Raw genomic sequence first — 25,437 nt, 5'->3', positions numbered from 1 at the left:
AATAAGCGCGAACAGTAATTAATCATTTTATTTAATTACCGGGGAACTCTATTTCTATATTCGGAGATATTAATAATGAAACAAAATAAACAAACAAAATTGATACACAGCGGACGTCAAGAAATTAAAACTTCTGGCCCCATTAATCCACCAGTTATGAGAGCCAGCACTATTGTTTTTGACTCAATAAAAAGCTGGCGTGATGTGCGTGATCGTCGTGCAACAGAACGTGTATTGAGTTATGGCGCTCGTGGCACCGAAACCGCTTTTGCATTAGAAGCATTAGTAACTGAATTAGAAGGCGGCCATCGTGCACAGTTATTCCCTACTGGATTGGCAGCTATCGCTGTAACCATCATGGGATATGCGCGCAGTGGTGGACATGTTTTATTTGCAGATTCTGTTTATGAACCTGTGCGTAAAATCGCATCGGCTTTCCTTGAACCCAATAACATTGCTTATAGCTTCTTTAAAACAGATGGTTCAGATTTTGAGCAAAAAATTCAACAAAATACACAGCTTATTTTTGTAGAATCACCAGGATCACTTCTTTATGAAATGCTCGATTTACCTGAGATCTGCCGTATTGCTCATGAAAGGAATATTCCTGTCGGTGTTGATAATACATGGGGCTCTGCGTGGCTTTATAACCCGCTAGAATTAGGCGCTGATGTCTCTGTTATTGCAGCAACTAAATATTTGTGCGGTCACTCTGATGTGATGATGGGCATTATGGTTGCGAATGAAAAAGCATGGGAAAAAATTGGTGCATTACCTGAAGCATTAGGCCAAGCCAGTAGCCCTGATGATGCAGCACTCGTACTTCGCGGAATGAGAACATTAGGTCAACGTATTGCTGCTCATGGTAAATCAGCTTTGACTATCGCACAGTGGCTAGAAACTCGTCCTGAAGTTGAAAAAGTATGGTTCCCTGAATTACCTAATCACCCTCGTCATGATTTATGGAAACGTGACTGCAAAGGCAGCAATGGTCTATTAACCATTGAATTTAAACAAGAGTTTACCGCAAAACAATCAGAGCAATTTATTGATGCACTTGAACTATTTGGTATTGGTGCATCTTGGGGCGGATTTGAAAGCCTTGCATTACCCGCCAATGTCGTTGGCGCAAGAACAGCATCTAATTGGCGTGAAGGTCATGGTCCTTTTGTCCGTTTACATGTTGGCCTTGAAGCAACGGATGATCTTATTGCAGATATTACACAAGCTTTTTCAGCATTAAACCAATAACAAAAAATATTGCATCATTACCGGGGAATTCTCTATGACAGGTTTAATCATTGCCGCGCTGGTAACTGCGTTGGTGGTTTATTTACTGGCGCGAGGTTATAAACCTCAACCAGTATTATTACTCGGGGGCTTGTTGTTATTGCTCCTAACTGCTTCTCTCGACCTTAATCCGTTATTACCTGAAAATAAGACAACTCAATTTAAGTATTTTGATGTCTTTCAAATTTTCACGGATATTATGAGTTCTCGTCTTGCTGGCCTTGGTTTAACGTTAATGGCTATTGCGGGTTTCTCTCGTTATATGGAACACGTAGGCGCAAGCCGTGCTTTATTTGCGATTTTTGAAAAACCATTAAAAGCCATAAAATCACCTTACTTATTATTAGTGATTTCATTTCTAGTCACCCAAATCTTGGTTATTTTTATTCCTAGCCATGCTGGTTTAGGTATGCTGTTAATGGTCACTATGTATCCGATATTAATTCGTTCTGGTATTAGTCCACTTTCCGCTTTAGCCGTTATTGGGTGTTGCCAGTTTATCGACCATGGTCCTGGCTCTGGTAATGTGATTATGGCTGCAAAAACAGCGGATATTGAACCTGCCGTCTATTTTGTTCAGCACCAGTTACCCGTTACTATTCCTATTATTATTGCGGTTGCTATCACTCACTTTTTTATTCAACGCTGGTGGGATAAACGTGAAGGATTTGTTTTTGACCCAACAACCATTGATGTTGTAAAAGAAGAAGGTAATAAAATTCCACTGTCTTATGCTCTATTACCAGTGATCCCTTTAATTCTGATTATCGGTTTCAGTCCTTTGCTACACCCTTATATTAAATTAGAAGTTACCACGGCAATGATTATTAGTACCGTAATTGCACTTCTTTTCGAATATGTTCGCTTACGTGATGCAAAAGCAGTGATGAATAGCTTTATGCTGTTCTTTGAAGGGATGGGTAAGCAATTTGTCTTAGTGGTCTCGTTAATTGTGTCTGGTGAGTTCTTTGCTAATGGTTTACTTAAAAGTGGTGCCGTCGATACGCTAATTAGTTCTGCTCAAGATGCAGGTTTCGGCATTGCCGCAATGATCATTGTAATGAGTGCCATTCTTGCATTAGCGGCCTTTTTAATGGGATCTGGTAATGCAGCATTCTTTTCATTTGCAGCTTTAACACCAAAAATTGCCGCTTTCTTAAAAGTAGATGTCATTACCTTAATTTTACCAATGCAAATAATGACTAGCTTTGGTCGTACTGTTTCACCAATTACCGCCGCCATTGTTGCCATTGCAGGTATTGCAAATGTCTCACCATTCCAAATAGTTAAACGTACTGCCATTCCTATGGCTGTCGCAGCTATTGTGAACTTAGCAATGACATTCTGGTTTTTATATTCCTAATTAAGTTGTGTTACCCCTTGCCCTTAAACTCATTTACTCCTGAGTTTAAGGGGTTTTTTCTTATCATTGACTGTAACCTTTGATTGAAATAATTAACGCCAACACCAACTTTACTCAGGCTATTTATAAAAAATAAATAGCCTGTTTATTTATCTATTCATCTCTTTTTTAACCACTATCATTTGTCGATTAAACTGACTTAGCACTTGTTTCAACTTCATATCTAGATATACTTTTGCGCAACATTCATCTGCAAATGAACATTATGAAAAAAATAATTATTGTTATAATCGCACTACTTGCCTTCGGTTCTATCGGTGGTGTTTTCCTTGCGGGCTTAAATATCTATACACGCTCCACAACCCCCATAGAAACAGAACAAACTCAACCTGAAACATCACCTGCACAGCAATTTCCAGCTATCCCAGACAGCTCACCTTCTGCTAAATAAATGAGGTCGCACCGTGGAATACGATTACTTTGTTACACCCAAATGGCTATTTGAACATCAACATAATACTGATGTTGTGATCCTTGATGTCAGCGCACCTATGCCAACTCAACAGATTGACTATCAAGCACTTTACCTTGAACGTCATATTCCACATGCTTATTTTTTTAATCTCGATGAAATCGCAGATAAAACGACAACATTGCCACATATGTTGCCATCTGATGCGCTCTTTTCAGAAACGCTAACGCAATTAGGTATCTCTAATACCACAACTGTTATTCTTTACGATCAAGGCAACTTATTTTCCGCACCTAGAGGTTGGTGGACATTAACAACTCTAGGTTGTCATAATGTGCGCATTCTTGCTGGCGGTCTGCAAGCATGGGTTGATGCTGGATTTGCTATAGAACAAGGTGATGCTATCAAGACACCAGCACAATCTCCATTTGTAGTTGAACGTCACGCCCAGCGTTATGCCAATAAACAACAACTTCTTGATAATCTAGCGACAAAGCAAAAACAGATGGTTGATGCACGTTCTGCAGATCGCTTTTATGGTAGAGCACCAGAACCCCGCCCAGGTTTGCGCAGTGGACATATCCCCGGCAGTAAAAATGTGCCTTGGAATGAATTAGTTATAGATGGGCAATTAAAAGATAAAACTGAATTAAAGCAAATATTTGAACAGGCCGGTGTTGATTTATCACAACCCATTATTGTTACCTGTGGCTCAGGTATGACTGCAGCAATTTTATTTTTAGCATTAACCGTATTAGGTTGCCAATCCATCGCACTTTATGACGGCTCTTGGGCGCAATGGGGTGCTGAAAGTGCCCTTCCCTGTGAATGCTGATTTAATCAATCCTCGCTTTAAAAAGTAAACCCGCATTACGCGGGTTTATTATCAATATCTATTTGGTGTGAAGGCATTAACTTGCAAATATTTTTGCAAGATAGAGCACTACAATGGCACCAATCACAGCGACAACAAAGCTACCGAAATTAAATCCATCCACTTTACCTTTGCCAAAGAAGCTACTAATTGCACCACCGACAACCGCACCTACAATACCAAGAATACAAGTCCATATCAGACCAATATCATAAGAGCCTGGCATTAAGAATTTCGCCAAAATACCTGCGATTAAACCAAAGATAATCCAAGCAAGAATTCCCATATTTCCCCCTAAAATAGTCATGATATAAACAACATACCTAAAAAATGTCACTTATTGAGTGTAAGTCGAAAAAGTGATTTTTTCCAATTATTAGAAATAAATTACACAATATTTAGGATAAATAGATGGATTGTTTCTTAATGAATAAAAAAATAGCGCTGATTAATTAGCACTATTTTTTATTGGATAAGATTATTTTTAAACTACAGAGCCTCTATTGCCACTGCAATTTCTGGCGACGTTTTTAATGTTCTAATTTGTCTAAATAACTCATCAGCTTCTGGATACTCTTTGCGTAAATAACTAAACCACTGTTTAATGCGTGATGCATGATAAATTGTCGTATCACCACGCTTTTCTAAGCGAACATAGCGCTTTAATAATTCAATCACCTCAGACCAAGGCATCCTTGTCTCTATGCCTTTAACAACACGGCTTAAGTTAGGTGTATTCATTGCACCACGGCCAATCATTATCGCATCACAACCTGTTGTGGCTAAACAGGCCAATGCATCTTCACGGTTCCAAATTTCACCATTGGCAATCACAGGTATTGAGAGCCTTTGGCGAATATCACCAATGGCCTGCCAATTGATTTTTTCAGCATTATAGCCATCTTCTTTTGTTCTGCCATGTACTGTGATTTCTGTTGCACCACCTTGTGCTACGGCATCAGCAATTTCATAACTATATGCAGAAGAATCCCAACCAAGTCTGACTTTTACTGATACGGGCAATTCTAAAGGTACTGCATTACGCATTGCTTTTGTCGCTTGATAAATAGTTTCTGGCTGTTTTAAAAGTGAAGCACCACCACCACTACCATTAACCGTTTTTGAAGGGCAACCACAGTTTAAATCAACACCCCAAGAGCCTAAAGAAACAGCTCTAAAAGCATTTTCAGCCAACCATTGTGGGTGTTGTCCTAATAATTGCACTCGCACCAGTGTTCCACTTTTAGTACGACTTTCTGTCTGCAATTCAGGACATAAGCGATAAAAAGCTTTCGTTGGCAGTAATGAATCTACAACTCGTACAAACTCTGTAATACAGAGATCGTAATCGTTAATCGAGGTGAGTAACTCTCTCACTAGGGGGTCTAAAACCCCCTCCATTGGCGCTAATAGAACTCGCACTTTTTAACCTCAAAACTCTTTTCTAGCTTTTGACCAAGGGTTTTGATTATCACTACCTTCATCACTTTTACGTGAACGACGAGGCCCTAATTTACCAGTACGTGAGCCATCTTTATTACGGTAGTTTTCTTTACTTTTATTGCGTCCAGACTCTTTACCTTCACTATCGCTGTCTTTACGACTATTGTTGCGATTGTCTTTACCACGAATATCTGCACGACCACCACTTCTACGCGGGGCATTATTCTTTGGTTTTTTATGCAAAGGCGCGGCTTTAATTGAAGGGTCAGGATCGTAACCATCTAACGCTAAACGTGGAATTTCACGTTTTAATAGACGCTCGATATCAGCTAATAATCCATGCTCATCAACACAAACCAGTGAAATAGCCTTACCCGTTGCAGCAGCGCGACCAGTTCTACCAATACGGTGAACATAATCTTCTGCCACTTGCGGTAATTCAAAATTGACGACATAAGGCAGTTGGTCGATATCAAGACCACGAGCTGCAATATCTGTTGCAACTAATGCTTTTAATTTACCATCTTTAAAGTCAGCTAAAGCACGAGTTCTCGCACCTTGACTTTTATTGCCATGAATAGCGGCTGATTTAATACCATCGGCATTTAAATGTTCAGCAAGTTTATTCGCACCGTGCTTTGTACGTGTAAAAATAAGCACTTGTGACCAGTTTTCTAAGCCAATTAAATGTGACAACAACTCTGTTTTACGTTTTTTATCCACTAAATGGACATATTGATCAACAGATTCAGCTGCTGAATTTTTTGGTGCAACAGAAATACTCACAGGATTATTTAACAGCGAGTTGGCAAGTCCTGTGATCTCTTTAGAGAATGTTGCAGAGAACAATAAATTTTGACGTTTTTTAGGTAATTTATTGATCACACGGCGAATATCATGAATAAAGCCCATATCTAACATACGATCAGCTTCATCAAGCACTAAGACTTCAACATGAGAAAGATCAACCGCATTTTGATGTTCAAGGTCGAGTAAACGTCCAGGCGTTGCTATCAATACATCAACACCACCGCGCAATTTCATCATTTGTGGGTTAATACTCACACCACCAAAAACCACAAGTGAACGGATTGGCAAGTAACGGCTATAAGCTTTCACATTCTCAGCAATCTGCGCAGCGAGTTCACGGGTTGGCGTTAAAATTAGCGCTTTAACTGGTTGACGGCCTTTAGTTTTTTCTGCAGATTGAGCTAACTTTTCCAAGATCGGCAATGTAAACGCCGCCGTTTTTCCGGTCCCTGTTTGCGCACTGGCTAATACGTCTTTACCCGCCAAAATCGGCTCAATCGCCTGTTGTTGAATAGGGGTTGGGGTTTTATACCCTTGTTCATCAATAGCGCGGAGAAGCGCCTCACTTAAACCAAGCGATGTAAAATCGGTCAAAACAGTAGTCTCCTACAACCAGAACGTATAACACGGTGATTGAAATTAAAAATGACGGGCTTTCATGCTGTCAATCTATAGGTATTATTACTCTATAGGTACTACCATTTAGTCGGTAAGACAGTGATGAAAGAGAATGAACCTTGCTAGGTTAACCTAATAACCCCTATTTTAACAGTTTTTGCTATATTCAGAATACAAAAATAATTTTCAATAATAGATAGCGTTTTTTTTTATTACAAAACATATTACAAAACACCTTTATTTGATTATTTATTACAAAATTTCCCTATTGTTCAATATCATCTAATATAATACTCCTTGTTATCGCTGTTTTTAATATCATTGGTTTTGTTACATTTTACTTAAGTAAGGTATCTTCTATTATGTCAGAAACCCATCAGAAGACGACTCGTGGTGAACTAGCAAAACGACAATTATTGGAAGCGGCATGTGAGATCTTTGGTAAAAATGGCCCTGATGTCGCCACCACACGCCAAATTGCACAAGCTGCTCAACAAAATATTGCCGCTATCGCTTATTATTTTGGTTCTAAAGAAGGGTTGTATCTCGCCGTTGCACAACATATTGCTGATCTTATCCGTCTTGATTTTGAACCAACCGTTGCCATTATTGACGAATTTCTTGAACAACCCAATCCCACAGAGCATTTACCATTGCTACAAACGCTGATCACAGATAGCTTTTTACAATATGCTCAACTGGTACTTGATAAAGCCAATATTCATATTAGTCGTATCATGGCAAGAGAACAGCTTGTTCCTACCGAAGCGTATTCCCTTATCCACCAGCAAGCATTATCACCACTTTTAACTCGTGTGAATAAATTATTAGCTATCTATATTGGTTTAGATCCCACACTTCCGACGACAATGCTACACACTCACGCTATTTTAGGAGAAGTGCTATCATTTCGTTTAGTGAGAGAAACCATTCTAAGACAAACAGGATGGGATAGAATTGGTAAGAATGAATATCAAATTATCTCTAATACTTTAAAAACACATATTACGTTATTACTCAATGGATTAAGAGAGATTTATACTCACCCACATCATGCATAAATAGAGTTATTATGAAAACTAAAAAAATCAGTTTCTTTATCATCTTAATGATTATTATCGGTGTTATTGCAGGTATCTATTATTACGAAGAAAACAAAGAGTCTGAATTAGTACTCTATGGTAATGTCGATATACGTACTGTTAACCTGAGTTTTCGTGTTGCAGGGAAATTAGATTCATTACTCGTTGATGAAGGTGCCCCAGTCAAACAAGGGCAATTGTTAGGAAAGCTTGATGATGCCCCCTATCGTAATGCACTAAATAAAGCTTATGGTGAGCGTGATAGTGCTATTGCTGCATTAGCGTTAATGGAAGCCGGTTATCGCAGTGAAGAAATTGCACAAGCCCAATCTGACGTGTCATTAAAACAAGCAGCTTGGCAATATGCCGACAACTTTTATAAACGCCAGCAAGATTTGGCTAACCGAAAGGTAATTTCAGCCAATGATTTAGATAGCGCGAGAAATAATCGCAATCAAGCAGCCGCGGCCTTAAAAGCAGCCCAAGATAAATTAAATCAATATCAAAATGGTTATCGAAAAGAAGATATTGATGCTGCTAAAGGGCAAGTTATGCAGGCAAAAGCCGCCGTTGCTCAAGCAGAGTTAAACCTTCAAGACACACAGTTAGTCTCACCTTCACAAGGTACAGTATTAACAAGGGCCGTTGAACCAGGCACTATTTTATCTGCTGGTAATCCCGTATTTACAGTGTCTTTGACTAACCCTGTTTGGGTTAGAGCGTATATTAGTGAAACCCACTTAAGTGAAGCAATCCCTAATAAAGAAGTCTATCTCTACACTGATGGGCGCAAAGATAAGCCTTATCATGGCACTATCGGTTTTATTTCACCGACAGCAGAATTTACGCCAAAGAGTGTCGAAACACCGGAATTAAGAACTGACTTAGTTTATCGACTCCGCGTTGTTGTGACGGATGCTGACGATGCATTACGCCAAGGAATGCCCGTGACTTTAAAATTTGCACCCACTCATTAAGTGGGAGGCGAAATGGAACACACTGATTACACTATCGAACTACAAGGCGTTGAAAAACGCTTTACCGGTCTAGAATGCCCGGCGGTTTCTGCATTAACAGCCACCATAACGGGTGGCTCTGTCACAGGTTTAGTCGGCCCAGATGGTGCGGGTAAAACCACATTAATTCGTATGCTTGCTGGGCTATTAAAACCAGATGCAGGTGATATTCGTATTTTAGGAATGGATCCGCAAAAACAAAGCGTGGATGTCCGAGCTATTCTTGGCTATATGCCTCAAAAATTTGGTCTCTATGAAGATTTAACGGTGTTAGAAAACCTTAATCTTTATGCCGATTTAAAAAATGTTATCGGTGAAGAGCGCAAAAAAGTTTATCAACAATTGCTCTCTTTTACCGATCTCACACGCTTTACCTCTCGCCTTGCAGGTAATCTTTCAGGAGGTATGAAACAGAAACTGGGGCTAGCTTGTACTTTGTTAGGTAGCCCTAAAGTCTTGCTACTTGATGAGCCAGGCGTCGGCGTTGATCCCATTGCACGCCGTGAGCTTTGGCAAATGGTACATGCCTTAGCCAGTGATGGTATGTTGATACTGTGGAGTACCTCTTATCTTGATGAAGCAGAACAATGTAAAAATATTCTCTTACTTAATAAAGGAGAGTTACTTTATAGTGGTATTCCACAAGACTTAACAGCGAAAATGGCAGGCCGTTCTTTTCTACTTGATGTTGAAGGCCATCAGCGAAGAAAAGTATTACAACAAGCTATTATTCAACCCCAAGTGACAGATGGTGTTATTCAAGGACAATCGGTTCGTTTGATATTGAAAAAACAAAGTAATCAATCCGAATTACTCAATGCCTTGGGTAAACCTGATGCTAAACTTATTCCAGCAACACCGCGCTTTGAAGATGCTTTTATTGATTTATTAGGAGGTGGTCCTTCTCATAAATCTGAATTAGCTGAAATTATGCCTCAAATTCCTCCCACCCCCAATGAAACCGTTATTGAAGCACAGCAACTAACCAAAATGTTTGGTCAATTTGCGGCAACCGATCACGTTGATTTTCAAGTTAAACGAGGTGAAATTTTTGGGTTATTGGGGCCTAATGGTGCAGGAAAATCGACAACCTTTAAAATGATGTGTGGTTTATTAGTTCCCACCAGCGGTAAAGCGCTGGTATTAGGTATGGACTTAAAAGAGAGCTCGGGTAAAGCTCGCCAACATTTAGGTTATATGGCACAAAAATTCTCACTTTATGGCAACCTTAAAGTGGGACAAAACTTGAAATTCTTCTCTGGTGTTTATGGCTTACACGGCAAACAACAGCGAGATAAAATCAACGATATGATAACTGCCTTTGGTTTACAACCAATGGTAAATCAAATCACTGAAACCTTACCTTTAGGTTATAAGCAGCGCCTTGCTCTTGCATGCTCATTGATGCATGAACCCGATATTCTCTTTTTAGATGAACCCACATCAGGTGTAGATCCCTTAACACGTCGAGAATTTTGGCTACATATTAATGGCATGGTTGATAAAGGAGTAACCGTAATGGTGACCACTCACTTTATGGACGAAGCAGAATATTGTGATCGTATTGGTTTAGTTTATCGCGGAAAAATTATTGCTGCAGGAGAACCAGATTCTCTCAAAAAAATGGTTGCCAGCGACGATAATCCAACACCTTCAATGGAAGATGCGTTTATAGGTTTAGTGTTGGATTACGATAAAAAACTTGAACGTGAAAATGATAAAGGGAGCGAAAAACATGCGTAATTCAGCTCAATCCTCTCATGCCCGTTTTTCTTGGCGACGTTTGTTCGCGTTATGTTTAAAAGAAACAAAACAGATCACCCGTGATCCCAGTAGCGCCCTCATCGCTTTTGTGATCCCCCTCACTTTGTTGTTTATTTTTGGCTACGGTATTAACTTGGATTCGAGTAAGTTAAATATTGGCATTTTGACTAATCAACAAAGCCAACCTGCACAAGAGCTCGTTTACACTTTTACCAATTCACAGTATATCAACGCAACTATTAGCGATAATCGACAATTATTGATCGATAAGATGCAAGCAGGACAAATTCGGGGCATTGTGGTTATTCCTGTGAACTTTGCTGAATTACTGACCCGACAAGATACCCAAGCACCCATTCAGGTGATCACCGATGGTAGTGAGCCTAACACTGCAAACTTTGTACAAGCCTATACCAAAGGGGTTTGGCAAATCTGGCTACAACAACAAGCTATCAGCAAGGGGATTGATACTACACCACTAATTGAAGTAGAACCGCGCTATTGGTTTAACCCTGCGGCAATTAGTCAGCACTATATTATTCCGGGTGCCGTTACTATTATTATTACCGTTGTCGGCGCAATTCTCACTTCGTTAGTAATAGCTCGTGAATGGGAACGTGGCACAATGGAAGCCTTACTTTCAACCCAAATCACACGTACCGAGCTCTTACTTTCAAAACTTATTCCTTACCAAGTTTTAGGCAGTTTTGTCATGGTACTGTGCATGGTGGTAACCGTCTTTGTGTTAGGGGTACCTTATCGAGGATCACTTTGGATTTTAGGGGGGATCACCTCGCTCTTTTTAGCCACTGCCTTAGGTATGGGATTACTCATTTCAACACTGACTCGCAATCAATTTAATGCCGCCATGATCGCCCTAAATGCTGCTTTTTTACCTGCGATTATGTTGTCGGGTTTTGTGTTTGAAATTGATAGCATGCCATTTTTTATTCAGGTGGTGACTTATTTCATTCCTGCACGTTATTTTGTCAGTAGCTTGCAAACGCTATTTTTAGCAGGCGATATTCCATTGATATTAATATTAGATATGTGGTTGCTGATCGTTTCTGCCCTATTTTTTATTGGCTTAACTGCATTAACAACACGACGTCGATTAGATTAAAGGGAGAGTATTTATGTTTTATCGTCTTCTCACCCTAATAATGAAAGAGCTACAGTCATTATTACAAGAGCCTCAGACTCGTATTATTTTGATAATGCCTGTTATCTTTCAAATGATCTTATTTCCTTTTGCCGCAACATTAGATGTTACCAATGCCTCTATCGCAATTTTTGATGAGGATAATGGTAAACAATCTATTGAGTTAACCCAACGTATTGCCAAAGCGAGTGCATTTTCTCAAACATTATTACTGAAAAATGAACATGAAATAAAAGAGACCATTGATAATCGTAAAGCTCTTTTATTGGTTCGGTTTCCACAAAACTTTAGTGCTAATTTAGAAAGCCAAATCCCTGTTAAATTGCAATTAATCTTAGATGGACGAAATTCTAACAGTGCGCAAATTGCAGCTAGTTATGTACAACAAATCGTACAAAATTATCAAACTGAATTAGCAGGGCATACACCGTCTTTACTGAATAAAACAGAACTTGTTGTTCGTAATTGGTATAACCCAAATTTAAATTATAAATGGTTTATTGTGCCCTCATTAGTAGCATTGATTATCACCATTGGCGTGATGATAGTCACTTCACTTTCTGTTGCTAGAGAGCGAGAGCAAGGTACCTTGGATCAACTACTAGTTTCCCCTCTATCAACATGGCAAATTTTTGTGGGTAAAGCGGTTCCGGCAATGGTTGTTGCCGCCATTCAAGGCTCTATTGTATTGATTATAGGCATATTTTGTTATCAAATACCCTTTTCAGGTTCATTATTATTGTTTTACTTTACCATGCTAATTTATGGTTTATCGCTGGTGGGTTTTGGATTATTAATATCAGCATTAAGTTCGACACAACAACAGGCTTTTATTGGCGTTTTTGTGTTTATGATGCCAGCCGTTTTATTATCAGGTTATATTTCTCCCGTAGAAAACATGCCAGTTTGGCTACAACATGCCACATGGATAAACCCAATTCGTCATTTCACCGATATTACAAAACAGATTTACCTTAAAAATGCAGATATCACAGTAATATGGCACAGTTTATGGCCTTTATTAGTGATTACAGCAGGCACAGGCTCCTTTGCGTATTATCTTTTTCAAAGGAAGATTGTTTAAAACAATGGTAATTACTTTAGAGGAACTTTTATGACTCCTTTTATTTCTGGTATTAACATTCTCTTTGTTGCGGGTTTTGGCCCAATTACTTGCGATAATGCACAAAGCCAAACATTTTATAAAGATGTGCTTAATCTGCCGTTAAAACCAATGGAAGGTAACAGTGATTATTTATCGATATCAGAAAGTGAATTAAAAGGCGTTCAACATTTTGCACTGTGGCCTTTAGAGCAGGCAGCTATGTCTTGCTTTGGCAAAAATAAATGGGCTGACTCTCTGCCAGTGCCACAATACTGGGTTGAATTTGAGGTGGAGGATATTGATAGTGCAACTCAAACTTTAAAACAAAAAGGCTATCAATTGTTAGTTGATAATCGTGTTGAACCTTGGGGACAAACAGTTACTCGCTTATTGAGTCCTGAAGGCGCTTTAATCGGTTTAACTATTACACCTTGGTTGCGAGATAATTAAACTTTATTCTATTTAAATTATGTGCAACAGAAAAATTCTCTTAACAAAAACACAAAAAAAATCCCACAACTTATAAAGTTATGGGATTTATTTTTTATGCTGTTTTTAAACTACGTTTATCCGCAGATACCGTTAAAATTAACGACGATCGCCTAAAATACGCAGTAACATTAAGAACAGATTGATGAAATCTAAATAAAGCGTTAATGCACCCATAATTGAGTAACGGCGCATATTTTCTTTATCTTCTTGGTTAATCTCATTACCCATGTCTTTTAATTTTTGTGTGTCGTAAGCCGTTAAACCTGCGAAAATTAACACACCTGCGTAAGAGATAACCATGCTCATCATTGAGCTTTGCATAAAGATATTAACGATAGATGCAATAATGATACCGATAAGCCCCATAAACAGGAAGCTACCCATACCCGTTAAGCTACGCTTAGTGGTGTAACCGTAAATGCTTAATGCACCAAACATTGCCGCACAAATAAAGAATGTGCTCGCAATTGAAGATGCAGTATAAAGCAGTAATACACTTGAGATAGTCACACCCGTTAGCACGGAATAGAGCATAAATAATGAGGTTGCCATTGCACCACTCATTTTATGGACCATACCTGATAACACGAAAACTAACCCTAATTGAGCAATGATCAGACCAAAGAAGACGATCTTGCTTGAGAAAATCATTGATAATAATGCTTCGCTTGATGCAACGTAGAATGCAACAAACGCAGTTAATAGCAGACCTACAGTCATCCAACCATAAACCTGAGCCATAAAGGTTTGTAGGCCAGAACCTGTGCGCTGTACGATTGAATCATTTGAACGTGAAAATCGATCCATGATGATTACCCTTTAATCATAGTGATAACGTTAGGTTTAACGATAACGTTTATTTCAGTAAAGAGCCCATTATGGACTCATTAGAATTTAATTTTATCACACTGATTTTACATTTCCATGAAATAAACCGTATGAAATGTCATCACAAAATAAATTTAGGTAAAGTAATGTAGCGATTAATTGAGCGTAATGATTTATTCCCAACGCTCCGCTGAATCATAATCACTTTGGCGCGCATCGACCCATCTATTTTTATTTTCAGAGAGCCCTTCTTTTTTCCAAAATGGCGCGCGTGTTTTTAAGAAATCCATAATAAATTCAGCAGATTCAAACGCGCTATTACGATGGGAACTAGTGACACCCACAAACACTATTTCTTCACCAATATTCAATGTGCCCACTCGGTGAATAACACTGACTCGTTGTAAAGGCCAACGACCTCGTGCTTCATTAACAATGTCATTAAGCGCCTTTTCAGTCATACCTGGATAATGTTCAAGTGTGAGCGTACTTACTTCATCCCCTAAATTGTGATTACGCACTTTCCCTGTAAAGGTCACAACTGCGCCATCACTGTCACACTCAGAAAGCCATTGGTATTCATCACCAACACTAAAATTTTCGGTTTGTACTGAAATACGAGTTGATGCGCTCATTTTATCCTCCTGTAACAGGTGGGAAAAAGGCGATTTCATCACCATCATTAATAATGTGAGAACCTTGAACAAAGGATTGGTTTACTGCCGAGAGTAACTTGCCATCTTCTAACGCCAGTAACCAACGTTCACCTTTGGTAATTAATGCCTTACGCAAATCGTCTACTGTGTGGTATTCACAATCTAATTCAAGAGAATCAACACCGACTAACTCACGGACTTGAGCAAAAAAGAGAACTTTAATCATGCTTCCACCTTAAAGTGACCAGATTTGCCACCTGTTTTTTCTAATAAACGTACAGGCCCTATCACCATATCTTTTTGAACCGCTTTACACATATCATAAATCGTTAACGCAGCTACCGATGCCGCAGTTAATGCTTCCATCTCAACCCCTGTTTTACCGGTTAAACGACAAACAGATTCAATGCGTACACGATTAGATTCAGTGAGTGCTTCTAAACGCACTTCAACTTTAGTTAATAACAGCGGATGACATAACGGGATTAATTCCCATGTTCTTTTTGCTGCTTGAATACCTGCAATTCTTGCTGTCGCAAATACATCACCTTTATGGTGTTTACCTTCGGTGATCATACTTAATGTTTCTGCTGACATTTCAACAAAGGCTTCAGCACGCGCTTCTCGCACTGTTTCAGCTTTAGCGCTAACATCTACCATGTGAGCTTCACCGGCAGCATTAATATGAGTTAGTTGAGACATGCACAACTCCTGAAATTAACGAAATAACAGAGCGAAAAACTACCCACCAATAACAGATAAGTTCGGTGTAATACCGCTATCACCTTGATGAAGAAAATGGGTTTCTCGTTTATGAAGAAGGCCACCCTGAATACGCTGTTGTAATGCCTCTTGTTGACTATCGTCAGCAAGTAGGTCACGTAACGGAATACCATTTTCACCAAATAGGCAAAGATGGAGATTACCAATAGCTGAAACACGTAAACGGTTACAGGTTAGGCAAAAGTCTTTCTCATAAGGCATGATCAGACCAATTTCACCTTGATAATCAGGATGGGTAAATACTTGAGCAGGCCCGTCACTACGGGCGCGAGGAATTTGTAACCAACCTTCATTGAGTAAGCGCTGGCGAATAACTTCACCAGACAAATGAAAGCGGTTGAAAATATCACTACCGTCACCAGTTTCCATTAATTCAATAAAGCGCAGCTGAATAGGCCTGTATTTGATCCAATTAAGAAAATCAGGAAGATTTTTATCATTCACATTGCGCATCAACACAACGTTAACTTTGACTTTTTCGAACCCTGCGGTAAATGCAGCATCAATACCTTCCATCACTTGGCTAAATTTATCTTGTCCAGTAATAGCGTGGAATTGACGAGGATCGAGACTATCAACGCTCACATTAATCGCACTCAAACCCGCGTCACGCCATTGTGCAACATCTCGTGATAAACGATAACCATTGGTTGTCACTGCGATTTTTTTAATTGCGGCATTATCTTTGATTGTCGCGATAATATCAGTAAAATCGCGGCGCATTGTCGGTTCACCACCCGTTAAGCGGATTTTTTCTGTCCCTAATGTGGCAAAAGATTGTGTCAGTCTGCTGATTTCATCTAATGAAAGAAATGATTTATGACCGTTAGGCTTATAACCATTAGGTAGGCAATAAGTACAACGGAAATTACACACGTCTGTAATTGAAAGACGTAAATAGAAAAACTTGCGGGAAAACGCATCAACGAGTTGTTGCATAATAACACCTTTCCAAATCGGGAGATGCTGGCATTTCTACCTTGCACCCTGGTGACTTGTTTCGTCACGGCCAGAACATCATATCTTGTCAATACACGACTTAGACGTTAAGGCTAGGAGTTTATCTTTACCTGTTTTTCACAGGTTTCTAATACCTATATATTTATTGTGGATTCTACCTGTTAATTATGTAAAAAGCGAATAATGTTTTCGCTATATAATTTATAATACAACGACTTACAACACTTTAGTCACGCTAATAACATAAACAAAAACACTTTCATTGGTTAAATATTAGCCTATCAAAAGTGAAATTAAACTAGGAATGTGATGAAATCACGTCGTGATCATAGGCTTAAAATTTAATTGTGATAAATTAGCGGCAAATTTTTAAAGATGAGTAGAACAAATATGCGAAATCGCACGCTAAGTGATTTAGATCGTGTTGTTGCCCTTGGTGGTGGTCATGGCCTTGGACGTGTGCTTTCAGCACTCTCCTACTTAGGCTCTCGCCTTACTGGTATTGTCACAACAACAGACAATGGCGGTTCTACTGGCCGTATTCGTCAAGAAGAAGGCGGCATTGCGTGGGGTGATATGCGCAATTGTATTAATCAGTTAATTACTGAGCCTTCTGTTGCTTCTGCAATGTTTGAATACCGTTTTTCTGGTACAGGTGAACTGGCTGGACACAATTTAGGAAATTTAATGCTAAAAGCGTTAGATAACTTAAGTGTTCGGCCTTTAGAAGCGATTAATCTTATTCGTGGATTATTAAGAGTCAATGCGCATCTTATTCCTATGTCTGAACAAGCCGTTGACCTAATGGCAATAGACGACCAAGGTAATGAGATTTATGGTGAAGTTAACGTTGATATTTTGCCTAAGATCCCACAAAAACTTGATCTTTATCCTAAAGTACCAACGACAAGAGAAGCCATTGAGGCCATTGAGCAAGCGGATCTTATCTTAATTGGCCCTGGTAGTTTTTTTACCAGTTTAATGCCTTTGTTATTATTGCCAGAGCTTGCACAAGCATTACGCCGCAGCAGTGCAACAACAATTTACATTGGTAATTTAGGCAAAGAATTAAGCCCTGCGGCTGCCAGTATGACGATGTCTGATAAAATTGCCATGATGGAGAATTATATTGGTTTACAAACAATAGATGCGGTGATTATTAGCCCTGAAACACAATATGAATCGATGAAAGGTCGATTAATTGTACAAGCTCAATTGGAAGCCAAAGATATTCCTTATCGTCACGATCGCCATTTATTAGGTAAAGCTATTGAGTTAACACTGCAGCAATTAGGGCAACGTAACACATCAGCTCAAGCCGTTAAATAAAATTCAACCACCTAACTTAACAGCCTAATTTCATAAAACAAACCGCATCTGTAATAAACAGAAAATGCGGTTTGTTTGTTGATAAAAACGTAATATTACTATTGGTTTTCAGCGTATTATTAACTATTAAGGTGTTTTAACGTAATACGTTGGCTGATGGTTTCTTCAATTTCAGAAAGTGTCATTGGCATATCATTTTTCATTAAACCGAGGCCAGCCACAGTTCGAGAGAAAGATGTTAAATCCAATGGCGGTAAATCCATTATCCAATTTTCTTCTGTTGCCAACGTATCTTCTGCATTAAGAATATTTTGTATAACATCCGTAAAAGCTTGATGAGAAGAAACCCAATCTTGATCACCACTCGCCCAAAACCAACGCGCCGCAATAAAGTTTTTCCACATATCTTCCCAGCCATCGTAAATTCGACGTAACATTGAGGCACTCATTAGTGACCATGTTTGTGCTTCTTGCTGGGTAATATAACCTTGCTGACACCCTTCTAAACAGAGCTTGTTAAAACGGCAGAGATCCCAAATAAGATATTTCACATTTTGAATATTCATACGATTAGTGCTCATCATATCGATTTGCCATAAACGCTCGTTTTTATCATGTTCCGTTAACTCTGAAAGCAAAATATCATTTTTTAACGATTGAATATCTTCCTCTTTACCTTCTAAAATCTGATCGCGCAGTTGGTAAAAATCATTGGTATGGCCTTGGGTGAGTAACCAAAACAGTTGATAGACTAAATCCCAACGATCGTTAATTCCCCAGCCTGCAGATAATCCACCATCATCTTTGCCTTGGTCATACTCGTTATATGCCCATTCATTCATCACAGCGTAAGGTGCTGCTACATATAATCCCCATTCATGAGGTAATAATTGATCTGTTGTATTTTCTACTTCAGATAAAATGGGCTCCTGCCCTGCTGTTGATGGTTTTGATAATTCACTATCTTGTACAGCAAATTTGCGTAACCATTTAAAAAGCAAAATAAGAAGAATAACACCAATAATGACCCCTGCAGAGCCGGGAAACCCTGCATAAACATAACCACTCATTCACTGTCCTTAATATCTTTTTTATCTTTGTAAATAATTGACGCTTGTTTGTGGTGATATTTAAACAGTTGAACGCCATTAAGGGAATATAAAACTAGGGAAAAAGTGAAAGATAAAAGGGAAAAAGGGATAATCCGGAGTAAATATACAGATATCCCTTTATTGTGCTGGTTTAAATTCTATTATTAAGAGTTCGCAATAAATTGAGCACGCAACGCTTGTAGTTTATCTCGCGTACTTGCGGCTTTTTCAAACTCAAGATCTTTGGCATGTTGGTACATTTCAGCTTCTAAACGCTGGATCTCTTTTTCCAATTCAGCAGTCGATAATAATGGGTAATTTTCATGAATATCTTTTGCTTTATGCCCTTTCTTGTTACGACCTTGAGAAGGTTGACCAATCTTAAGAATATCCCCGACTTTCTTGTTTAACCCTTTAGGTACAATGCCATGTTCAAGGTTAAATTGTTGCTGTTTCTCACGACGACGTTCAGTTTCACCAATTGCTTTCGCCATTGAGTCCGTAATTCTATCGCCATATAAAATTGCTTTACCTTCAAGGTTACGAGCCGCACGACCGATAGTCTGAATTAATGAACGCTCTGAACGCAAGAAACCTTCTTTATCTGCATCCAAAATGGCCACCAAAGAGACCTCTGGCATATCCAACCCCTCTCGGAGTAAGTTGATACCGACTAATACATCAAACTCACCAAGGCGCAAATCACGAATAATTTCAACACGTTCAACAGTATCGATATCAGAGTGTAAATAGCGAACTCGCTCACCATGCTCTTCTAAATATTCTGTTAAATCTTCTGCCATCCGTTTTGTTAATGTGGTAACCAATACACGTTCATTTTTCTCAGCACGAATACGAATTTCAGAAAGCAAATCATCAACTTGTGTCGTAACAGGTCGCACTTCAATAATCGGATCAAGTAAACCTGTTGGTCTTACAACTTGTTCGACAATTTCATCACCTGATTTTTCAAGCTCATATTTACCTGGTGTTGCTGAAACATAAATCGTTTGTGGTGCTAACGCCTCAAATTCTTCGAAACGCAATGGACGGTTATCAAGCGCAGAAGGTAAACGGAAGCCATATTCAACTAAGGTTTCTTTACGCGAGCGGTCACCTTTATACATTCCACCAATTTGAGGAATAGTAACGTGTGATTCATCAATCACTAATAAACCGTTAGCAGGAAGGTAATCAAACAGGGTTGGAGGTGGCTCACCGGGGCCTCTACCCGATAAATAACGTGAATAGTTCTCGATACCGGAGCAATACCCCAACTCATTCATCATTTCGAGATCAAATTGAGTACGCTGTGTTACGCGTTGCTCTTCAACAAGTTTATCGTTAGCTAAAAGTACTTTACGTCTCTCTGCGAGTTCTTTTTTGATTTCTTCCATCGCTTCAAGTATTCGTTCACGCGGGGTGACATAGTGCGTTTTAGGATAAACGGTAAAACGAGGCACATTATAGTGAATTTGCCCAGTTAAAGGATCAAACAGTGAAAGACGTTCGACTTCTTCATCAAAGAGCTCAACACGTAATGCATAATCATCAGATTCAGCAGGAAAGATATCAATCACTTCACCACGGACACGAAATGTCCCGCGCTGAAAAGCTTGATCATTACGAGTATATTGTAGATCAGCGAGACGACGCAAAATTGCACGTTGGTCGATTATCATGCCGTTTGTAAGGTGAAGCATCATTTTTAAATAGCTATCAGGATCACCTAAACCATAAATCGCAGAAACGGATGACACCACAATCACGTCTTTACGCTCTAATAGGGCTTTAGTGGCAGACAGACGCATTTGTTCAATATGTTCGTTAACAGAAGCATCTTTTTCAATAAAGGTGTCAGAACTTGGTACATAGGCTTCTGGCTGATAATAATCGTAATAAGAAACAAAGTATTCCACTGCATTTTCAGGAAAGAATTCTTTCATTTCACTGTAAAGCTGCGCTGCTAAGGTTTTATTTGGCGCAAGCACCATCGTAGGCCGATTTAAGTTGGCTATCACATTAGCAATAGTAAAAGTTTTACCTGAACCAGTTACCCCTAAAAGGGTTTGATGTGCAAGCCCATCGTCTAATCCTTCACAAAGTGAAGCTATAGCCGTAGGTTGATCACCAGCAGGCTTAAATTCAGAATACAGTTTAAAAGCTTTGCTCATATTTTCTTCTCCTCGCTGACACTCCTTATGATACTGGATAAAAATCCAGCTTCAATCTCTATCTACTAAAATTTATCTGAATAATTAGCATAAGTTATCCCCAGTTTTAGAACTGGGATTTTTTCAAAAAGCAAGCCCCTATTTTGTGAATTATTCAAAGAGACACGTCAACAACATTCGCTCTATTGATTTTATTTAATTAATTGATATATAAGAATTAAAAATAAAAGTTGAGAATAACGCCAATCTTTAGCAATGCCTTGTATTCTCTCTATTCAGAGTATTTTTATAATGGTAATACACAAGGTTATCCACAGGAATAGTGGATAACTACACAAAGTTGTTATCTCTCGGTAGGTTACGTCTTTTTTTCCAGCTTAAAATATCCCTCAAAATTGGCAAAATTTATTTTTTTTATTTTTTTATTGGCATAAAAAATAGACTTTTATCATTTACCCAATAATGGCTTATCAACCTAGTTTTAAACAAGAAAGATCGAGGTAAGGCGTAAAGTTATGCTCTTTTACTTCATTTAAATAGGGTATTTTGCCTAAGAACGGTGCTTTAATATGCTGCTTTAATGTTGCCAGATATTCCTTCTGATATCGCCCTGCGGGTTCAACCTCATTGGCAACCCAACCCGCCAATGTTAAACCAGATTGAATAATTGCTTGTTGCGTTAATAACGCATGATTAATACAACCCAATTTAACACCTACTGTTAAAATAACGGGAAGCTGTTCATTAATAACCCAATCAGAAAAAAATTGTTTTTCTGATAGTGGCGTAAACCAACCACCAGCCCCTTCAACTAAAATCCAATCGGCCTGCTGTTTTAAATACGATAAACCTTCTGACATTACATTAAAATCAATAGGCTGATTCATTTCATCGCTGACAATATGAGGCGATGTAGGTGTTTCAAAACAGTAAGGATTAACACGGTGATAATCTAACTTTACCGTACTGAATTTTTGCAATGTAAGTGCATCTGAATTACGTAAACCTTCATTTAGCCACTCACTTCCCGAAGCAACTGGTTTATAGCCCGTGGTTTGATATCCTTGATGCGCTGCACATTGTAACAGAGCACTACTTACCACGGTTTTACCTACTTCTGTATCTGTACCTGTTAAAAACCATGTCTTAGTCATGTAATATTTTTCCTATAACAATTTGATAAGTAAGTAAATATTTACCAAATTCTATTTTCCATACCTTTTCTAGTGCACGAAATTTCTGTCGTGTCATTAACCCTTTTTGTCGATCACCCTGCACAAAATTGGCACCAACGCCCTTCAAAGAAGCAAAGAGCGCATGTAATGAGTCATATTGTTCTGTGACAGTTTCAATAGAAAATTGACAATGAAAACCACGACACGCTTTCTCAATATCGTGAAGCGATAAAAAAGGATTAACATGGGGATGTTTATCAAGAGATTGCCAAGCATCTCTGACTTCTTGCAGTGTCAATGTAGTGAGTGTTGAGAAATAAAGTGCACCTTTTTTATTTACTGCTTTCATGAGTGAGTTAATCGCAACGGATAAATCATCACACCATTGCATCGCTAAATTACTAAACACGATATCCACACTTTGTGACGTAATTGCACAATGTTCTATATCACTTTGTAGATAACCATCTGCCCGTTGTTGTTGTTTTGCCACTTGTAGCATCCGATGTGATAAATCAAGTGCAATAACAAACTTGCCTTGCTGTTTCCATTTTTGGCTGAAATACCCTGTTCCACATCCTGCATCTAACACAATATTGCCACTATCATGACGTGCTAAATCCATTAATTTATTACCACTGTAGCGCTGAATATTAGCGTGATTATCGTAATGAACAGCGGCTTTACCAAAGGTTTGAGCTATACGTTGTTTATCTGTTTTGACTAAAGAATGCATGAAGCGTCTCGATTAACAGCTTAATATCTGAAAGGTGATGGCGAGTGGTTAACGTTATTCGTAAACGTGCACTATGAGGTGGAACTGTAGGTGGAAAGATAGCTTTTACCCAAAGCCCTTTAGATTGCAGATAATCTGAAAGTGTTTGGCATAATTGCTCATCACCAATAATTACTGGCTGAATAGCCGTTTGTGAAGGCAATAATTTAATAGGAAGTGAAATAACGCCTTGCCGAAAGGTATCAATTAATTGTTGAAGATATTCCCGTTCATTATTCGCTTGCTTAATAACATTCAAAGCAGAGTTTAAGGCTATAGCTTGTGCCGGTGGCATTGATGTACTGTAAATAAGATGACGAGCATATTGTTCAAAAAACTCTGCGGTTGGCTTATTACAAAGCACAGCCGCCCCACTGACACCAAAAGCCTTACCAAAAGTCACCACTAATAGCTCAGGTTTGATACCCGCTTCATCACAACTACCTCGACCTTCTTTACCTAAAACACCAATACCGTGTGCGTCATCGACCATTAACCATGCATCATGTTGTTGGCTTATTGTTGCTATTTCTGTTAATGGTGCTTGATCTCCATCCATGCTAAATACCCCTTCTGTAACCACCAAGGTTTTACTAGCCGACGTTTTGTTAAGTCGTTGAGATAAAGAGTCAGAAGAGTTGTGTAAAAAACGCCATAATGTGGCGGGTGATAATACGGCGGCTTCCATTAACGAGGCATGGCATAGTTTATCCGCAATGATAGCATCGTCTTTTTCAAGTAATGCTGAAATAACACCTTGGTTAGCGCTATAGCCAGATGAAAATAACAATGCATTATCGTAACCCAGCCAATCTGCGAGATGCTGTTCTAATTGCGCATGAGCTTGTGTAAATCCAGTGATATGCCCTGATCCACCGCTACCTACACCGTACTCATCAGCACCTTGTTGCCATGCTTTAATAACGTCTGCATGCTGGCTAATGCCTAAATAATCATTGCCGGAAAAATTAAGGTATTTTTCACCGGATGTGGTGATCAAAAAGCGTCCCTCCGCCTGTTTGATCACTTTGCGTTTTCGCCATAATGGCGTATTTCTACGCCCATTAAGTTGTTTATCTAAATAGGTTTGCCAACTCATTACAGTGCCGCGTTATAAAATTGTTCAGTGTCTTTATTGGCAACAGCTTGTATCAAAGCTTCTTCTTGCTGATTGTCGCCCATAGATACTGCTAATCGTTCAGGATTTAAGCCTAATTTACGGAATAATTGGTGATCTTTATCTTCGGTTGGATTGGTTGTTGTTAATAATTTGCAACCATAGAAAATAGAGTTCGCCCCAGCCATAAAGCAGAATGCTTGTGTTTGTTCACTCATTTGCTCACGACCGGCAGAAAGACGTACATAAGAGCGTGGCATCATGATACGAGCAACGGCGATAGTACGAATAAAATCAAAAGGATCGACATCTTCATTATCAGCTAATGGAGTACCTTTGATTTTGGCTAACATATTAATCGGCACACTTTCAGGAGGCTGTGGCAAATTGGCTAATTGCACTAACATTGCGGCACGATCTTTCACTTCCTCGCCTAACCCTAAAATTCCACCCGAACACACTTTAATACCAGCATTGCGCACTTTATCAAGTGTATCTAAGCGATCTTGATATGTTCGCGTTGTCACGATACTGCCATAAAATTCAGGTGAGGTATCAAGGTTGTGGTTATAAAAATCCAGTCCTGCATCTGCTAATCGGTTAGCTTGTGAATCATCTAACTTGCCCAAAGTCATACAAGTTTCCATACCTAATGCTTTGACTTCTTTCACCATCTGTTCAAGATAAGGCATGTCACGTTCATGAGGATTTTTCCAAGCGGCTCCCATACAAAAACGCGTTGAACCTGTTGCTTTCGCTTTTTTTGCCGATTCAATCACTTGCTGCACTTCCATTAAACGCTCTTTTTCTAATCCCGTTTTATAGCGCGCACTTTGAGCACAATATTTACAATCTTCAGGACAAGCCCCTGTTTTAATAGAAAGCAAAGTACTCACTTGGATCTGTGAAGGGTCAAAATGTTGACGATGCACTTGTTGTGCTTGAAAAACCAAATCTAAAAATGGCATATCAAACAATGCTCTGGCTTCTTTTAATGTCCAGCGTTTTAGTGTGCTCACAATACAATCTCCTGTTTAAAAGTGATTGCCAGTTTAAAT

25 protein-coding genes and 1 riboswitch are annotated in these 25,437 nt (G+C 39.0%); of the genes, 11 read left to right on the top strand and 14 right to left on the bottom strand.

Features of this window, described 5'->3' with window-relative positions:
• Positions 1 to 75: 75 nt before the first annotated feature.
• From metC to sseA, 4 genes are all read left to right on the top strand, one after another.
• A complete protein-coding gene (gene metC / locus LW139_RS05960) occupies positions 76 to 1,251 on the top strand; it encodes a cystathionine beta-lyase (RefSeq protein ID WP_166541074.1) in 1,176 nt (391 codons plus the stop codon).
• 34 nt (positions 1,252 to 1,285) lie between these two features.
• A complete protein-coding gene (dcuC, locus tag LW139_RS05955; RefSeq protein ID WP_072070545.1) occupies positions 1,286 to 2,653 on the top strand; it encodes a C4-dicarboxylate transporter DcuC in 1,368 nt (455 codons plus the stop codon).
• Positions 2,654 to 2,918: 265 nt separating this feature from the next.
• Positions 2,919 to 3,104, top strand: coding sequence for a hypothetical protein (locus LW139_RS05950; RefSeq protein ID WP_109409697.1), 186 nt, complete (start codon positions 2,919 to 2,921; stop codon positions 3,102 to 3,104).
• A 13-nt stretch (positions 3,105 to 3,117) separates the two neighbouring features.
• Positions 3,118 to 3,960 carry a 3-mercaptopyruvate sulfurtransferase gene (gene sseA / locus LW139_RS05945; protein WP_247850754.1) on the top strand — a complete coding sequence of 281 codons (843 nt, stop codon included), beginning with the start codon at positions 3,118 to 3,120 and terminating at the stop codon, positions 3,958 to 3,960.
• Between the two features lie 76 nt (positions 3,961 to 4,036).
• On the opposite strand, the gene LW139_RS05940 is transcribed toward sseA, so the two are convergent.
• The 3 genes from LW139_RS05940 to rhlE form a co-directional block, all read right to left on the bottom strand.
• Positions 4,037 to 4,285: a GlsB/YeaQ/YmgE family stress response membrane protein gene (locus LW139_RS05940; RefSeq protein ID WP_036938310.1), complete on the bottom strand. Its 249-nt coding sequence runs from the start codon at positions 4,283 to 4,285 to the stop codon at positions 4,037 to 4,039.
• A gap of 203 nt (positions 4,286 to 4,488) precedes the next feature.
• Positions 4,489 to 5,421 carry a tRNA dihydrouridine(16) synthase DusC gene (gene dusC, locus LW139_RS05935; RefSeq protein WP_247850753.1) on the bottom strand — a complete coding sequence of 311 codons (933 nt, stop codon included), beginning with the start codon at positions 5,419 to 5,421 and terminating at the stop codon, positions 4,489 to 4,491.
• A gap of 9 nt (positions 5,422 to 5,430) precedes the next feature.
• Positions 5,431 to 6,846: an ATP-dependent RNA helicase RhlE gene (gene rhlE / locus LW139_RS05930; protein WP_247850752.1), complete on the bottom strand. Its 1,416-nt coding sequence runs from the start codon at positions 6,844 to 6,846 to the stop codon at positions 5,431 to 5,433.
• Between the two features lie 386 nt (positions 6,847 to 7,232).
• Here rhlE and cecR point away from each other — a divergent pair, with 386 nt between their 5' ends.
• Genes cecR through LW139_RS05900 form a run of 6 tightly spaced genes read left to right on the top strand, consistent with a single transcriptional unit; the run spans position 7,233 to position 13,449 of the window.
• Positions 7,233 to 7,931, top strand: a complete 699-nt coding sequence (cecR, locus tag LW139_RS05925; protein WP_247850751.1) for a transcriptional regulator CecR — start codon at positions 7,233 to 7,235, stop codon at positions 7,929 to 7,931.
• An 11-nt stretch (positions 7,932 to 7,942) separates the two neighbouring features.
• Positions 7,943 to 8,929, top strand: a complete 987-nt coding sequence (gene hlyD / locus LW139_RS05920; RefSeq protein ID WP_247850750.1) for a secretion protein HlyD — start codon at positions 7,943 to 7,945, stop codon at positions 8,927 to 8,929.
• A 12-nt stretch (positions 8,930 to 8,941) separates the two neighbouring features.
• Positions 8,942 to 10,711, top strand: a complete 1,770-nt coding sequence (locus LW139_RS05915) for an ATP-binding cassette domain-containing protein (protein ID WP_247850749.1) — start codon at positions 8,942 to 8,944, stop codon at positions 10,709 to 10,711.
• Complete coding sequence (locus tag LW139_RS05910) at positions 10,704 to 11,855, top strand: ABC transporter permease (RefSeq protein ID WP_166541067.1); 1,152 nt, start codon at positions 10,704 to 10,706, stop codon at positions 11,853 to 11,855. Before LW139_RS05915 ends, LW139_RS05910 begins: the two co-directional genes overlap by 8 nt.
• A 13-nt stretch (positions 11,856 to 11,868) precedes the next feature.
• A complete protein-coding gene (locus tag LW139_RS05905; RefSeq protein ID WP_166541066.1) occupies positions 11,869 to 12,978 on the top strand; it encodes an ABC transporter permease in 1,110 nt (369 codons plus the stop codon).
• Positions 12,979 to 13,008: 30 nt separating this feature from the next.
• Positions 13,009 to 13,449, top strand: coding sequence for a VOC family protein (locus LW139_RS05900; RefSeq protein WP_247850748.1), 441 nt, complete (start codon positions 13,009 to 13,011; stop codon positions 13,447 to 13,449).
• Between the two features lie 138 nt (positions 13,450 to 13,587).
• Here LW139_RS05900 and LW139_RS05895 read toward each other — a convergent pair whose 3' ends face one another.
• The 5 genes from LW139_RS05895 to moaA all read right to left on the bottom strand — a co-directional run bounded on the left by LW139_RS05895 (position 13,588) and on the right by moaA (position 16,697).
• Positions 13,588 to 14,298 (bottom strand): Bax inhibitor-1/YccA family protein, encoded by a 711-nt coding sequence (locus tag LW139_RS05895; protein ID WP_072070555.1) that lies wholly within the window; start codon positions 14,296 to 14,298, stop codon positions 13,588 to 13,590.
• A gap of 194 nt (positions 14,299 to 14,492) precedes the next feature.
• The gene (gene moaE / locus LW139_RS05890; protein ID WP_109409684.1) at positions 14,493 to 14,954 is read right to left on the bottom strand and encodes a molybdopterin synthase catalytic subunit MoaE; all 462 of its coding nucleotides are present in this window, start codon (positions 14,952 to 14,954) and stop codon (positions 14,493 to 14,495) included.
• A 1-nt stretch (position 14,955) separates the two neighbouring features.
• Positions 14,956 to 15,201, bottom strand: coding sequence for a molybdopterin synthase sulfur carrier subunit (gene moaD, locus LW139_RS05885; protein WP_109409683.1), 246 nt, complete (start codon positions 15,199 to 15,201; stop codon positions 14,956 to 14,958).
• A complete protein-coding gene (gene moaC, locus LW139_RS05880; RefSeq protein WP_072062889.1) occupies positions 15,198 to 15,677 on the bottom strand; it encodes a cyclic pyranopterin monophosphate synthase MoaC in 480 nt (159 codons plus the stop codon). Before moaC ends, moaD begins: the two co-directional genes overlap by 4 nt.
• A gap of 39 nt (positions 15,678 to 15,716) precedes the next feature.
• A complete protein-coding gene (moaA, locus tag LW139_RS05875; RefSeq protein ID WP_247850747.1) occupies positions 15,717 to 16,697 on the bottom strand; it encodes a GTP 3',8-cyclase MoaA in 981 nt (326 codons plus the stop codon).
• Positions 16,687 to 16,829, bottom strand: a riboswitch (molybdenum cofactor riboswitch). It overlaps the preceding gene by 11 nt.
• 279 nt (positions 16,830 to 17,108) lie before the next feature.
• On the opposite strand from moaA, the gene yvcK reads away from it, so the two are divergent.
• Entirely contained in the window at positions 17,109 to 18,047 is a 939-nt protein-coding gene (yvcK, locus tag LW139_RS05870; protein ID WP_109409682.1) for a uridine diphosphate-N-acetylglucosamine-binding protein YvcK, read from the top strand.
• 119 nt (positions 18,048 to 18,166) lie between these two features.
• Here the strand turns inward: yvcK and LW139_RS05865 are convergent, their stop codons facing one another.
• The 6 genes from LW139_RS05865 to bioB form a co-directional block, all read right to left on the bottom strand.
• Positions 18,167 to 19,117, bottom strand: coding sequence for a DUF1266 domain-containing protein (locus LW139_RS05865; RefSeq protein WP_166541064.1), 951 nt, complete (start codon positions 19,115 to 19,117; stop codon positions 18,167 to 18,169).
• Positions 19,118 to 19,302: 185 nt separating this feature from the next.
• The gene (gene uvrB, locus LW139_RS05860) at positions 19,303 to 21,312 is read right to left on the bottom strand and encodes an excinuclease ABC subunit UvrB (RefSeq protein WP_247850746.1); all 2,010 of its coding nucleotides are present in this window, start codon (positions 21,310 to 21,312) and stop codon (positions 19,303 to 19,305) included.
• A 470-nt stretch (positions 21,313 to 21,782) separates the two neighbouring features.
• Positions 21,783 to 22,466, bottom strand: coding sequence for a dethiobiotin synthase (bioD, locus tag LW139_RS05855; protein WP_227336594.1), 684 nt, complete (start codon positions 22,464 to 22,466; stop codon positions 21,783 to 21,785).
• Positions 22,459 to 23,223 (bottom strand): malonyl-ACP O-methyltransferase BioC, encoded by a 765-nt coding sequence (gene bioC, locus LW139_RS05850; protein WP_247850745.1) that lies wholly within the window; start codon positions 23,221 to 23,223, stop codon positions 22,459 to 22,461. Before bioC ends, bioD begins: the two co-directional genes overlap by 8 nt.
• Positions 23,198 to 24,361, bottom strand: coding sequence for an 8-amino-7-oxononanoate synthase (bioF, locus tag LW139_RS05845; protein WP_247850744.1), 1,164 nt, complete (start codon positions 24,359 to 24,361; stop codon positions 23,198 to 23,200). The genes bioC and bioF overlap by 26 nt, the downstream gene beginning before the upstream one ends.
• Positions 24,361 to 25,398: a biotin synthase BioB gene (gene bioB / locus LW139_RS05840; protein WP_247850743.1), complete on the bottom strand. Its 1,038-nt coding sequence runs from the start codon at positions 25,396 to 25,398 to the stop codon at positions 24,361 to 24,363. The genes bioF and bioB overlap by 1 nt, the downstream gene beginning before the upstream one ends.
• Positions 25,399 to 25,437 lie beyond the last annotated feature (39 nt).

This window comes from Proteus vulgaris, assembly GCF_023100685.1.
Lineage (GTDB): Bacteria > Pseudomonadota > Gammaproteobacteria > Enterobacterales > Enterobacteriaceae > Proteus.
Note: the sequence above shows the minus strand (reverse complement) of the source record. Positions and strands in the feature narration are given on the sequence as shown.